The organism is Stenotrophomonas sp. KH_052, from assembly GCF_057838755.1.
Genome location: NZ_CM174475.1, coordinates 849,638 through 862,901, shown reverse-complemented (window position 1 = coordinate 862,901; position 13,264 = coordinate 849,638). Strand labels below are relative to the sequence as shown.

The 13,264-nt window shown below is 67.0% G+C and carries 7 protein-coding genes; 5 read left to right on the top strand and 2 right to left on the bottom strand.

Annotation, left to right across the window (positions count from 1 at the left end; translation table 11 throughout):
* Positions 1-28: 28 nt before the first annotated feature.
* Both AC3ITW_RS03815 and AC3ITW_RS03810 read right to left on the bottom strand, forming a co-directional pair.
* On the bottom strand, positions 29-1,045 hold the full coding sequence (locus AC3ITW_RS03815; RefSeq protein WP_012510153.1) for an isoaspartyl peptidase/L-asparaginase family protein: 1,017 nt from the start codon (positions 1,043-1,045) through the stop codon (positions 29-31).
* A gap of 105 nt (positions 1,046-1,150) precedes the next feature.
* Positions 1,151-2,170 (bottom strand): cyanophycinase, encoded by a 1,020-nt coding sequence (locus AC3ITW_RS03810; RefSeq protein WP_489390078.1) that lies wholly within the window; start codon positions 2,168-2,170, stop codon positions 1,151-1,153.
* Positions 2,171-2,340: 170 nt separating this feature from the next.
* Here AC3ITW_RS03810 and AC3ITW_RS03805 point away from each other — a divergent pair, with 170 nt between their 5' ends.
* The 5 genes from AC3ITW_RS03805 to AC3ITW_RS03785 all read left to right on the top strand — a co-directional run bounded on the left by AC3ITW_RS03805 (position 2,341) and on the right by AC3ITW_RS03785 (position 13,223).
* Complete coding sequence (locus AC3ITW_RS03805; protein WP_489390077.1) at positions 2,341-5,079, top strand: TonB-dependent receptor plug domain-containing protein; 2,739 nt, start codon at positions 2,341-2,343, stop codon at positions 5,077-5,079.
* A 161-nt stretch (positions 5,080-5,240) separates the two neighbouring features.
* On the top strand, positions 5,241-8,018 hold the full coding sequence (locus tag AC3ITW_RS03800; RefSeq protein ID WP_012510150.1) for a response regulator: 2,778 nt from the start codon (positions 5,241-5,243) through the stop codon (positions 8,016-8,018).
* On the top strand, positions 8,015-9,235 hold the full coding sequence (locus AC3ITW_RS03795) for an EAL domain-containing response regulator (protein WP_489390076.1): 1,221 nt from the start codon (positions 8,015-8,017) through the stop codon (positions 9,233-9,235). Before AC3ITW_RS03800 ends, AC3ITW_RS03795 begins: the two co-directional genes overlap by 4 nt.
* A gap of 125 nt (positions 9,236-9,360) precedes the next feature.
* Positions 9,361-12,585 carry a hybrid sensor histidine kinase/response regulator gene (locus AC3ITW_RS03790; protein WP_489390075.1) on the top strand — a complete coding sequence of 1,075 codons (3,225 nt, stop codon included), beginning with the start codon at positions 9,361-9,363 and terminating at the stop codon, positions 12,583-12,585.
* Positions 12,582-13,223, top strand: coding sequence for a response regulator (locus tag AC3ITW_RS03785; RefSeq protein WP_004145080.1), 642 nt, complete (start codon positions 12,582-12,584; stop codon positions 13,221-13,223). The genes AC3ITW_RS03790 and AC3ITW_RS03785 overlap by 4 nt, the downstream gene beginning before the upstream one ends.
* Positions 13,224-13,264: the final 41 nt, after the last annotated feature.

The window sequence follows — 13,264 nt, the reverse complement described above, 5'->3', positions numbered from 1 at the left end:
TGCGTCGCAAAGCCATTGATACGCAAGGCTATTGCCCGGGCACCGGCAGGGGCTCGCTGGCGAAAATTGCCACATGGGGAATTCCGTCGGCCCCGATCCAGCCGCGGTACATGCCCTGGGTGTTGAACGGCGTGGCCATTTTCCCGTCTGCGGCCAGCACGATGGCACCGCCGTCACCGCCCATCTGCGGGATCGTCTCGTTGATCACGCCCTTGCCGGCCTGCTCCGGCGTCTGCCCCTGGTAGCGCATGCGCGCGCAGATCTCGTGCGCGGCCGCGGTACGGATGTAGTACTCGCCCCAACCGGTACCGGACACCGCACAGCGGGCATCGGCCCAGGTACCGGCACCAATGATCGGCGAGTCGCCGACACGGCCGTAGCGCTTGTTGGTCATGCCACCGGTGGAGGTGCCGGCGGCGAGATGGCCCTGAGCATCCAGCGCGACCGCGCCGACGGTACCAAAGTGCTTGGCAGTCTCCAGGTCGGCATGCGCCTGGCCACTGGCCTCTTCCTTCAGTGCCCGCTGCAGCTGCTGCCAGCGCTTGTCGGTCCGGAAGTACGAGGGATCGACCAGGGTCATGCCCTGCTCCACCGCGAAGGACTCGGCGCCCTGCCCGACCATCATCACGTGCCGGGACTTCTGCATCACCGTCTGCGCCAGCAGGATCGGATTGCGCACCCGCTGCACGCCGGCCACCGCACCAGCGGCCTGGGTCGCGCCATCCATCACCGCCGCGTCCAGCTCGTTGCGGCCATCGTGGGTGAACACCGCGCCCTTGCCGGCGTTGAAGGTCGGATCGTCCTCCAGCACGGTGATCGCCGCAGTGACCGCCGCCAGCGCCGGACGACCGGCGGCCAGTTCCGCATGGCCCTTGCGCAGGGCGGCGCTCAATGCGTCACGTGCGGCCTTCTCTTCAGCCGGTGACAGGTCCTTGCGCTCGACGCCGGCGCCGCCGTGGATGACCAGCAGCGGTGAAGCTGCCGGTGCGGCCTGGGCAAGCATGGGCAGGGACAACAGCGTGGACAGCGCCAGGCGCAGTTTCATCGGGTACGTCTCCAGCAGAACGAGGGAATGGATTGCATGGTAGTGACGGCCGCTGGCCGGCAAGGGGCGTATCAGGGAAGGTGAGTTGCCGGCCAGCGGCCGGCACTACCGAAGCGTGAACTCAATCTCGCCGTCGTTGATATCGGCCACGGCCTGGTAGTCGGCCTCGGCCTGGAAATCGTCCAGCCGCATGCGGCTGCCGCTGGCGACCACGGTCACCGGCACGGCGTGGAAGCGCAACGGCTCGCCTTCGACCAGGCGGTCGGCGTCACGGCCGGGGCTGACCACCCAGACCTTGCCTTCGCCGTCAGCGCTGTAGACCTGCGCCTGGCCATCCGGCTCCACGCACAGGGCGGTGTCCTCGTCGACGCCGATGCCGACGATGTCCGGGTCGCCACTGTCCTGTACGGCGCGGGCGACGAACACGATCAGGCGGCCGAGGCGGTCGCGCTTGTCGAAGTGGGTGTCGGTGACCACGCGCTGCAGATAGGGCATCTGCAGGAAACCGCTGTCCATGGTCACCGCGCTGCCCATCGGGTCGGCCAGCGCACCGGCGGAGCTGATGCTGCCGCCGTCCAACGCGCCATAGGCATAGCCGCCCAGGATCGCCAGCCCGGCGCTGGTGCCGGCAATCGGCTTGCCGGCACGCACGTGGGCATTGAGTGCACGGTTCAGCGCGGTGCCTTTCCAGAAGCGGATGTAGCGCGACTGGTCGCCGCCGGCGATGAAGATGGCGTCGGCCGCCGCGACCACGCGCAGTACCGCCGGATCGTCGGCGCCACGGCGATTGTCGAAGACCAGGGTCTGCACGGCAGTGGTGCCGCCGATGTCCCGGTACAGGCGGTCCTGCAACTCATCGCTGCCCGACGCGCGCAGGATCAGCACACGGCCGTTGCCGGCCTGCTTCAGCCACCACTGGAAGGCCTCGGGCACCCACTCGCCGCCCCCCATCAGCATCATCGCTGGCGCGCGCGGACCAGGCCGGGGGGCTTCCAGATCACCGACTTCGTAATAGGCGAAACCGGGGCCCTGCAGGTCCTGCGCAGGCGCCGCCAGCGGCCAGGCCAGGGCCAGCAGCGCCAGCCAGGCAAAGGGGCCGTGCAGGGTTGTGTGGAGGCGTCGCATCTTGATCTCCCTGAACAAAATCGACTTGCAAGCGTTTTCACTCTTTGCCAGATAGGAACCCAGTAGTCAAGGACATAAAAAAGGCGTTAAATGCGCGCGCCCATTCCGGAAATCTGAATGGGGGATAGGGCCCCACCTCTGCGGGCCGGCTTCATTTCTGAGAATTCCTCATGCGTAGAAAGGCGATGGCGTGGTCGATCCAGCTGGCGTTGATGGGCGTGGCTGCTTCCGCGGCGGCCCAGGCTCCGGCTTCCTCTTCGGTTCAACAGCTGGACGCGGTGCAGGTCACCGGTTCGCGCATTCCGCGCGCCCAGGTTGAAGGCCCCGCCCCGATCACGGTGATCAGCGCCGAGCAGATCCGCTCCAGCGGCTTCACCACCGTGCCCGACGTACTGCGGTCGATGACCCAGAACGGCGGCGAGACGCAGAGCCAGCAGTCGTCCAGCGGCGCCGACTTCTCGCCGGGCGCCCAGCAGGTGGACCTGCGCGGCCTGGGCCCGAACCACACGCTGGTGCTGGTCAACGGCCGCCGCATCGCCGATTTCCCGATGCCGTTCAAGGGCCGGAGCAACTTCACCGACGTCTCCAACATCCCGCTGGGCATGATCGAGCGCATCGAAGTGCTGACCGGCAGCGCCTCGGCCATCTACGGCTCGGATGCGATCGCCGGCGTGGTCAACTTCATCCTGAAGAAGAAGGCCGACGGCACCACCGTCGACATGCGCATGGGCACCACCAGCGAAGGCGGTGGCGAGTCGTTCGACGTGAGCATCGCCAGCGGCTTCAGCCACGGCAACTTCAATGCCGTTTACAGCGTTGAACTGCAATCGCAGACCCCGCTGTGGGCCTACGAGCGCGACATCCAGGATTCGACCCAGGACGGCCCCACCGAAGGCTCGCGCATCGCCCGCCGCGCGTATCTGCGCACCGACTACAACGATGACTACCTGGACCCGGGCGCGGCCACCTGCGAAGCGCTGGCCGGGCAGAACCAGGGCAGCACCTACCGTGCCTATCGGCCGAAGTACGGTTACTACTGCGGCAGCGACAGCTCGATCGGCTACGGCACCATCCTCAGCAAGCGCCGCGGCGCCAATGGCTACGCCTCGCTGAGCTACGACTTCGACAACGGCCAGCAGTGGTTCGCCGATGTGCAGCTGGGCTACCACACGATGTCGCTGATGCGCGACGTCACCAAGTGGGGCCGCATGGATGCCAATGGCGATGAGTCGGGCTACTTCAACAACCAGGCCACCGGCGAGATCGAGTTCTGGCAGCGCCAGTTCTCGCCTGAAGAAATGGGCGGCCTGCGCAATGCGATGGTGCGCAGCACGCAGAAGACCCTCAGCGTGACCACCGGCTTCAAGGGCAATCTGGCCGGCAACTGGGATTACGAAGCGGCCCTGAGCCACTCGCAGTACCAGTCGCGGATCAGCTGGGCGCAGATCATCGCCGCCAAGGCCAATGACCTGTTCCTGGGCCCGCAGCTGGGCGTGGACGATGATGGCTTCCCGATCTACAACGCCGACCCATCACGCCTGTACCGGCCGCTGACCCGCGCCGAGTACGATTCGATCGCGGCGCGCACCACCTACACCCCGAAATCGCGCACCGAGACGGCTGCGTTCACGCTGACCAATTCCGCGCTGTTCGGCCTGCCGGGCGGTGATGCCGGTTTCGCCGCGACCGTGGAAGTGGGCCAGCAGGCGTACTCGCTCAATCCCGATCCGCTGGCAACCCAGTACTACTACTACAGCTGGAAGGATTCGGACGGCAAGGGTTCGCGCAACCGCTGGGCCACGGCGGCCGAGCTACGCATGCCACTGCACGAGACGGTCAACCTGAGCGTGGCCGGCCGCTACGACCAGTACCGCTATTCCGGCAACACCATCGGCAAGGCGACCTGGAGCGGCGGCCTGGAATGGCGCCCGATCGACACCCTGCTGGTGCGTGGTTCGTACGGCACCGCCTTCCGCGCGCCGGACCTGCACTATGTTTTCGCCGGCCCAGGCAATGACGAGACCAGCGCCGAGGACCTGTACAGCTGCCGCGCCGACGGCGCCACCGACTGTTCGGACTACGAGCGCAACCTGATCCGCAGCCGCACCGGCAACCGCCAGCTCGACCCGGAAACCAGCACCTCATGGAGTGCCGGCTTCGTCTGGTCGCCGGCGATCGGCCTGGACCTGTCGGTGGACTGGTTCGACATCGACATGCGCAAGCAGGTGCAGGACATGGACGTGCGCACGATCCTGGCCAGCGAAGCGAACTGCCGCCTCGGCAGTGCCGACATCAACTCGCCGACCTGCGTGGACGCGCTCGACCGCATCACCCGCACCAGTGATGGCCGCCTGTACGGCGTGCGCGTCGCCCCGATCAACGTCGCCCGCGAATCGACCTCCGGCATCGACATCGGCCTGCGCTACCGCCTGCAGACCGGCATCGGTGACTTCATCCTCAACGGCACCCACACCTGGGTGAAGAAGCACGACTTCCAGCGCTACCCCGGTGATCCGATCCAGGACCAGTTCGCGGTCAACAGCAACTTCGACATCCCGCGCACCAAGACCAGCCTGAGCGTGACCTGGGAGAAGGCTGCATGGTCGGCCACGGTCTACGGTTCGCGCCTGGGCAAGCTGCCGACCTCGGACAGCTACGACCAGGTGTTCAAGTGGGACAGCGGTGACAGCCCGTACATCAAGGCAACCTACCGCTACAACGCGTCGCTGCAGTACCGCTTCGACGACCACTCGCGCCTGTCGCTGTCGGTGGTCAACGTGTTCAACAAAATGCCGCCGAAGGACGCCTCGTACACCGCGTATCCGTACTACGACGTGTCCTGGTTCGACAGCATCGGCCGCACGATCAACCTGCAGTACACGCACAAGTTCGGCGGCAGTGCGCTGTAAGCTGCCGCAGGTACCGTTCCGGAAGATCCCCGCTTCGGCGGGGTTTCTTTTTTGCGCTGCCTGAATGGAGCCAGCGCGGGAGGGCGGCCAGGGCCGGCCCGCTGGGGATTTTAGGAAACAGCTGATTCCGTCACTTCGGCAGCGATCTCTAGCATCGGTCCATGTTCCGGATTCCCCGCCCTTCGCTGCCGCCCGTTGCGCCGCCAACCACCGCATCCGTGCTGCTGCGCTGCCTGACCGTGTGCGTGTTCATCTGCCTGGCGGCTGCAGCGGGCTTCTATCTGCTTACAGCGTTCACCGAGGACATCTCGACTCATCGCCGTGAAATGAACGCTGCCGCCTACAAGGCGCAGATCTATTTCGACCAGCGCGAAGCCCTGCTGCGCTACCTCGGCGATTCCGTAGTGAAGGGCGCCCCGGCCGCGCAGACGGCAGCAGGCGAAGGCGAAGGCGTGCGCCGGATTCCGTTGGATGGGCCTGGAGGCCAGCCGGGCCAATGCATGCTGCTTTCAGCACGCGCGGAGAACACGCTGCAGGCGCTGCAGACACGGCTGTTGCTGATCGATGCAGACGGCGCTCACGGGTTGGCCGGTGCAGCGATCGATGTAGAGCTCGCCCAGCTGCCGTCACTGCGCGCGTTGCAGGCCCGCGGCGGCAGCCTCGACGGCGCAGACCCCGTGTACTGGATGCGCCCGGGCGAAACCGGCGTGGCGCTGGCCCAGCCGGTACAGGCGGGCCCGCGCCCGATGCAGTGGTTGCTGCTCCTGCTCGACGATGCCGCCGCCGCAGGCATGATCGATGGCCAGGGCATCGGTGGCTATGCACTGCTCGACCGGGAAGGGTCTCCGGCCTTGTCCAGCCAGGCGCCCCGTCTGGACAGTGCAGGCTGGGACACACTGCGGCAACGCCAGGACGACAGCTTCGGCACGCTATGGAGCGGTGGGCTGCCGCGCGGCGTGGCCCTGGTGAAGAGCGTTGGCAATGATGGCTGGCGGCTGGTCTACCATCTGCCGCCGCCACTGCTGCTGGGTGACCTGGCGGTGCCGCTGCTGGTCTGCACGTTGTTGCTGCTGCTTGCGGGTGTCGCCCTGCGCCTGCTGCGGCATCGGGTCGACCGTCAGCTCATCCAGCCGGCGCTGCAGCAGCACCGTCGCCTGCTGGAGAACCTGGACTTCAGTTCAACGGTGATCGACATGGCGCCGGCCGGTATCTGCGTCCTCCGTCGCAGCGACCGCCATCTGCTGCTCTGCAACCAGGTGCTGCGCGACTGGCTGGGCGAGGAAGGCGCAGACAGCGACTGGCAGGCACCGTGGCGCGGGCATGCCGGTGAGCGTGGTCATGGCCTGGAATTCACTGCCCGCGATGGCCGCCAGCTGCAGGTGCTGCACGCCGCCTGCCGTTACCAGGGCGACGACGTACTGCTGTGCGTCTTCCACGACATCTCACGCCATCGCCAGGCGCAGGCCGCACTCTCCTCCGCACGCCAGGCCGCTGATGCAGCCAACCAGGCCAAGAGCGCTTTCCTGGCCACCATGAGCCATGAGATCCGCACTCCGTTGTACGGCGTCCTCGGCACGCTTGAGCTGCTCGGCCATACCACGCTGGATCCGCGCCAGTCACAGTACCTGCGCACCATCGAAAGCTCGTCGTCGGTGCTGCTGCAGCTGATCAGCGATGTGCTGGATGTTTCGAAGATCGAGTCCGGCCAGCTCAGCCTGGAACCGGCGGCGTTCTCACCGCGCGAACTGACTGAAAGCGTGCTGCGCAGCTTCGCGGCCTCGGCCACCTGCAAGGGGCTGCAGATCCTGGTGTGCACCGACCCCCGCCTGCCGACACGCGTGCTCGGCGATGCCGATCGGATCCGCCAGGTGCTCGGCAACCTGCTCAGCAACGCCATCAAGTTCACCGAGCACGGCCGGGTGGTACTGCGCGTGCGCCAGGTGCAGCGCGAAGCTGAATCGAGCGTACTGGTCTGGCAGGTCACCGATACCGGCGTGGGCATCGCTGCGGAAGAGCAGGCGCGCCTGTTCGAACCATTCCGCCAGGTGCGGGGTGCGGCCAGTGCACAGGGCACTGGCCTTGGGCTGTCCATCAGTGACCGCCTGGTACGCCTGATGAGTGGCGAACTGCAGGTGGTCAGCGAGCCCGGGTTGGGCAGCAGCTTCAGCGTGCGCCTGCCGTTGCCGGTGTTGGCCGCTGCAGAGGACGGGCCCGTACTCAACCCCGAGCCTCCGGTGCTGGTACGCGGCCGCGACCGCGAACTGGTCGACAGCGCGTGCGGCTGGCTGCGCCGCTGGGGTGCCAATGCGCAGCCATTGCAGGGCGACCCCACCCTGCTCGACCATGACGGCGCGATCCTGATGGATGGCGAAGCCGCAATGCCACTGGCCTGGACGGGCCCTCGCGTGGTGGCGTCGATCGAGGGTGGTGAACAGCCCAGCGAAGCGGCCGACGGCAGCCTGGTGGTGACCCTGCATGGCATGACTGCGATCGGCAATGCCCTCGCCCGCTTGCAGCAACAGCGTGCGGCCTTGCCGCAAGCCGAGCGCGCGACACTACCGATCCCGCTGGACCTGCGCGTACTCGTGGTCGAGGACAATCCGATCAACCGGGTGATCCTGGCCGAGCAGCTGCGCACCCTGGGATGCACGGTGGCGCTGTCCCAGGACGGCGTGGAAGCGTTGTCGCTGTGCCGCGAGCAGGCCTTCGACCTGGTGGTGACCGACATCAACATGCCGCGCATGGATGGCCATGCGCTTGCACGCCAGCTGCGTGAGGACGGCAATCCAGTGCCGGTGATCGGCGCCACCGCCAATGCCACCGCCGAGGAACGCGAGCGCTGCCTGGCCAGCGGCATGCAGGGCTACCTGAGCAAACCCATCGACATCGCCCGCCTGCGCAAGGCACTCACCGCACTGCGCCAAGGAGACCCCGCATGACCCAGCGTGTCCTGATCCTGGAGGACCAGCCGTTCCAACGCGGCTTCCTTGCCAATCTGTTCGGCAACCGCGCGGGAGTGCAGGTCGACGCCTGCGAAGACGTGGACGCCGCCATCGCGCTGTGTGCGTGCCAGCCCTACGATCTGGTGGTGAGCGACCTGCTGATGCCCGGCCAGGACGGCATTCAGTTCATCCAGGCACTGGCGGCCCAGCCGCGCCCACCCCGCCTTGCGGTGGTCAGCGCCGCACCACGGCGGATGATGACTTCGGCACGGTTGATGGCCGAATCGCTGGGGTTGGATGTGATCGGCCTGCTGCCCAAGCCTGTCGCAGCCGCCGACGTGGATACCCTGTTCGAAGCGCTGGCACAGGCGCGACCGTCGCTGGATGCCTCATCCATGCAGGCAACCGTGCGGCCCGAACCCGACGCACGGGAACTGCGCCAGGCGATGGCCGATGGCAGTCTCACGGCCTGGTTCCAACCGAAGAAGTCGCTGCAGTCCGGGCGGGTGGTCGCTGCCGAGGCGCTGGTGCGCTGGCGCCATCCCGTGTTGGGAACGCTGGCAGCGGGCAGCTTCCTGCCAGCGATGTGCCGCCATGGGCTGGAAGGCGAGCTGTTGCGGATGATGCTCACGGCCAGTATCAAAGCGCAGGCGCGCTGGCGCAGGCAGGGCTTCCGGGTGCCGGTTTCCATCAACCTGCCGCCCCATCTGCTCGAGCAGTCCGATCTGCCCGATGAGCTGCTGGCGCTGACCCTGGCACTGGGTGGCACGCCGGGCGAACTGTGCTTCGAATTGATGGAGAACAGCACCACGCGACACGTCAGTGACTTCTATGCCGGTGCCTGCCGCCTGCGCATGAAGGGCTTCGGCCTGGCCCAGGATGATTTCGGGCAGGGCTTGAGTTCGGTCCACAACCTGGTCAACACGCCTTTTACCGAGGTCAAGATCGACCGCGCGCTGGTCAGCGGCTGCGCCCGCGATCCGGCCCTGCACCTGACCCTGTCAACGATCATCGCGCTGGCCAACCAGCTGGGATTGACCATTGTGGCCGAGGGGGTGGAAAGCGATGCCGACCTGGCCGTGCTGCGTCGGCTCGGCTGCAGCCAGGTGCAGGACTTCCTGATTTCGCAGGCGCTGCCTTCGGACGAGTTCACCCGGCTGCTGGACGACGATGCGCCGCACGCGGATGAAACGCCACGGGCCGTCCTGCGTTGAAGCCTGCTCCACAACGGCTTCACAATTCCATCAAGCGGCATTGATGATCCTGTCTGTGCAGTAGCGTCAGGCACTCGCCCGTCGCCTCGCGTTGCCGCTGACCGCCCACTGCTCCGAGACCTGCCATGCCGGCCGAGGCCGCTCCCGTACGCCGACTCGCTCGCCGTTCCCTGCGTGTCCATGCCCTGCTGATCGGCGTGGTGGTGCTGGCCACCCTGCAGGCCGGGTTGCTGCTGTCCACCGGCACGCAGCTGCTGCGCGAAGAGCGCAGCAAGATCGAGTACCACTTCCGCCGTCTCGACGGCACGCTGCTTGAACAGGAACGCTTCCTGCGCCAGTGGCGGCTGCATGATGTCGGTGCACGCGGGCAACCGATACCCGATGCCAGCGTGGAGCTGCAACGCGGGCCCCTGTTCGCCGATTTCGCCCTGATCGGCGACGAAGGCACCCGCTCCCCGGCACCCACCGAGCTGGGCGACCGCTTCCTGCGCTTCTACGGATCCTTCTGGTCGGCCTCGCACTACCCTCCGCCACAGTGCCTGCTGGTCGATGGACAGGGTACGCGTGGGCTGCTGGCGCCGGTACAGATGACCGGCGCAGACGCAAGCCAGAACAGCCCGCATCACCTGCGCCCGGCAATTGCCGACATCCACCGTGTACTGGGTGCCCAACCGAGCCTGCAGCGCGGCAGCATCGCCTGGGTTGCGGTGCCTTGGCGAGATCGGCAGACCCGGCTGCTGGCCATCGCCCATGCCCCGCAGGACGCACGCCTGTGGGGACAGACGGAGGAAGGCTCACTGGCCGCACTGGCCTGCCTGCTCGACCCCGGGCGCGTTGACGACTATCGGCAGGTGCTGGGCGTCCCGGTATTCCAGCGACTGTCGCTGTTCGATGCCAGCGGCCGGCGGCTGCTGGGGGACGGTGCTGACATCAGCGACGCCGGCACCTCCTGGCAGGCGGGCCTGGATGGGTTGCGCTTTCTCATGCGCAGCGAACGCGGCTGGCTGGCGGTCTACCACGTAAGCTGGCGCCAGATCTTCCAGCATCCGCAGGGCCCGTTGCTGGGGGCTGTGCTGGTCGCCCTGCTGCTGGCGCTGGGCGGCACGCTGGTACTGCGTGCATATCGCCGATCGGTCATCGAGCCATTGCGCAGCAACCACGCGCGCCTGCTGGAAAGCGAGGCCTTCAGCCGCACCATCCTGGACAATGCACCGATCGGGCTGTGCCTGCTGCGGCGCGCCGACGGCAACGTGCTGCTGGACAACGCGCTGGCCCGCAGCTGGCTGGGTGAAGATCACCTCGGCGGCGGGTGGCATGGCCCCTGGCGACGCAGCGTGATGGCTGCCGGCGGCACCACGCTTGGTGATGGCCTGGCCTACAACACGCCCGACGGCCGTCACCTGCTGGTGAAAGCGACACCAGCGCGCTATCGCGGTGAGCCGGCGGTGCTCTGCCTGTTCATCGATCTCAGCAGCCAGCATGAAGCCGAGCAGGTGCTGCAGCAGGCGCGGCGCGCCGCCGACCAGGCCAACCGCGCCAAGAGCCAGTTCCTGGCGACGATGAGCCATGAGATCCGCACCCCGCTGTATGGCGTGCTGGGCACCCTCGAACTGCTCGGGTTGACACCGTTGGACGCGCGGCAGCAGCACTATCTGGCCACCATCCAGCGCTCGTCTTCGACCCTGATGCAGCTGATCAGCGACATCCTCGACGTCAGCAAGGCCGAGGCCGGGCAACTCAGCCTGGAGCCAAGCCCGTTCGATCCGGTACGGCTGACAGAGGACGCACTGGACTCCTATGCCGCTGCGGCAGCGAACAAGGGACTGCAGTTCTATGCCTGCATCGATGCCGACGTGCCAGCGTCCTTGTGCGGGGACGCCGCACGGATCCGCCAGATACTCAACAACCTGATCAGCAATGCACTGAAGTTCACCGACAGTGGACGCGTCGTTGTACGCGGATCGGTGCGTTGGCAGGACCAGCGCTGCTGGCTGCAGTGGCAGGTGACCGATACCGGTATCGGCATCGCCAGCGAACACCAGTCGCATCTGTTCGAGCCATTCTTCCAGGCCAATCCCGGCACCGATGCCATGCGGGGGACCGGCCTGGGCCTGGCCATCTGCGCCCATCTTGCCGAACTGATGGATGGTCACCTGCGCGTGGTCAGCGAAAGCGGCCTGGGCAGCAGCTTCAGTGTGGAACTGCCATTGCCGACGGCGCCACCGGATCCGCAGCAGTCGCCCGCACCCCAGTTGCCCCCCACCCTGCAGGTGCAGGTCCGTGGCAGCGTCCGCGAACTGGTGCAGTCACTGTGCGAGCGCCTGCAGCAACGTGGCGCGCATGCGAACGTGTACCGGGAGGAGCGTGCAGCTGGTGAGGCATCGGCCTCCGTCCTGCTCGATGTGGTACTGGATGGAGCCTTGCCGGACGCTGGTGGTGGCCCACATGTGATCGCCTGCCGCGAAGGCAGTGTGCGACCTCAGCTGTTGGCCGGCGCATGGCAGGTGGGCCTGCATCGGTTCGATGCGATCGTGATCGCACTGGCGGCCGCCAGCGGTCAGCCATTGGCGGCCAGTGCCGAAGGCCGCCTGCCGGCACCACGGCGCTTCGACCTGCAGGTGCTGGTGGCCGAGGACAATCCCATCAACCAGGCGATCCTGCGCGATCAGCTGGAACGGCTCGGCTGCCGCGCCGTGGTCGCCAGTGATGGCCACGAAGCACTGGGCTACTGGCAGCAAGGGGCATTCGGGCTGGTACTGACCGATCTGAACATGCCCGGGCTGGATGGGTATGGCCTGGCACGCGCGCTTCGCACCCGTAATGTCGATGTGCCGATCTACGGCGCCACGGCCAATGCCGACCCTGCCGAACGCCAGCGCTGCCAGGAATCCGGCATGCAGGGCGTACTGGTGAAACCGATCACCCTCGAAGCGCTGCAGCGCCTGTTGCTCCGGATCACGACCGAACAGACGCAGCCATCGCCGATCGACGCACCTGCGCCGGCCACGACAGGCGAAGATGATCCCCCCCTGCAGGTTCCCACGAAGATGCAGGTGCTGTTCGTGCACACCATGCAGGCCGATCTGGACAGCCTGCGCCAGGCGATCACCGAGGCCGATCCCGGACGCGTGGCGCAGGTACTGCACCGCATCCGTGGCGCGCTGGTCATCGTCGGCGCACCTGCGCTGGTGGACAGCGGGCTGCTGATCGAACTGCGTATCGCGCAGGGCAGTGGCCTGGCAGAGCTGGCTGGACCGCTGGCCGCATTCCAGCGGCGGCTGCAGCAGCTGCTGCAGCCCCTGCTGGGCACCCCCTCTCCCTCCCCTCCTGACACCCCGAGTTCGCCATGACCACACGGATCCTCATCGCCGACGACCATCCGATCGTGCTTGCCGGCATCCGCGACGTCCTTGCCGCCGAACTGGACCTGGAAGTGGTGGGCGAAGCCGCCGACCCTGCCACGTTGATCGACCTGATGACACGCACCCGGCCGCAGGCGGTGATCACCGACTACAGCATGCCCGGTGCTGACCATTTCGGCGATGGCATCAAGCTGATCTCGTTCCTTCGGCGCAGCTTCCCGGACACCCGCCTGCTGGTGCTGACGATGGTGTCCAACCCGTCATTGGTGGCGGCAATGTATGCCGCTGGCGCCGGCGGCGTGGTGCTCAAGAGCCATGGCCTGGGCAGCCTGGTGCGGGCACTGCGGGTGGTACTGGCCGACCGCGTCTACCGGCCATCGGGCCTGCTGCCGATCGCGGCCGGCGATCCGGCCGATGCCGATACCCTGCGGGCCCGGCTGTCGCCGCGCGAACTGGAAGTGATCCGGCTGTTCACCGGCGGCATGAGCGTCAGCGACATCGCCCGGCAGTTGCAGCGCAGCGCCAAGACCGTCAGCACGCAGAAGATCAGCGCAATGCGCAAGCTCGGCGTGGACAGCGACCAGGCGCTGATCGAGTACTGCCTGCAGGCCTCGCTGTTCGCCTGAGGCCTGCTCCCGGCTGAACCCTGCAGCCCTTGGACCAGGGC

Coding starts and splice junctions, on each gene's coding strand:
- AC3ITW_RS03815 (WP_012510153.1), bottom strand. CDS start 1,045: ATGAAACTGCGCCTGGCGCTGTCCACGCTGTTGTCCCTGCCCATGCTT.
- AC3ITW_RS03810 (WP_489390078.1), bottom strand. CDS start 2,170: ATGCGACGCCTCCACACAACCCTGCACGGCCCCTTTGCCTGGCTGGCG.
- AC3ITW_RS03805 (WP_489390077.1), top strand. CDS start 2,341: ATGCGTAGAAAGGCGATGGCGTGGTCGATCCAGCTGGCGTTGATGGGC.
- AC3ITW_RS03800 (WP_012510150.1), top strand. CDS start 5,241: ATGTTCCGGATTCCCCGCCCTTCGCTGCCGCCCGTTGCGCCGCCAACC.
- AC3ITW_RS03795 (WP_489390076.1), top strand. CDS start 8,015: ATGACCCAGCGTGTCCTGATCCTGGAGGACCAGCCGTTCCAACGCGGC.
- AC3ITW_RS03790 (WP_489390075.1), top strand. CDS start 9,361: ATGCCGGCCGAGGCCGCTCCCGTACGCCGACTCGCTCGCCGTTCCCTG.
- AC3ITW_RS03785 (WP_004145080.1), top strand. CDS start 12,582: ATGACCACACGGATCCTCATCGCCGACGACCATCCGATCGTGCTTGCC.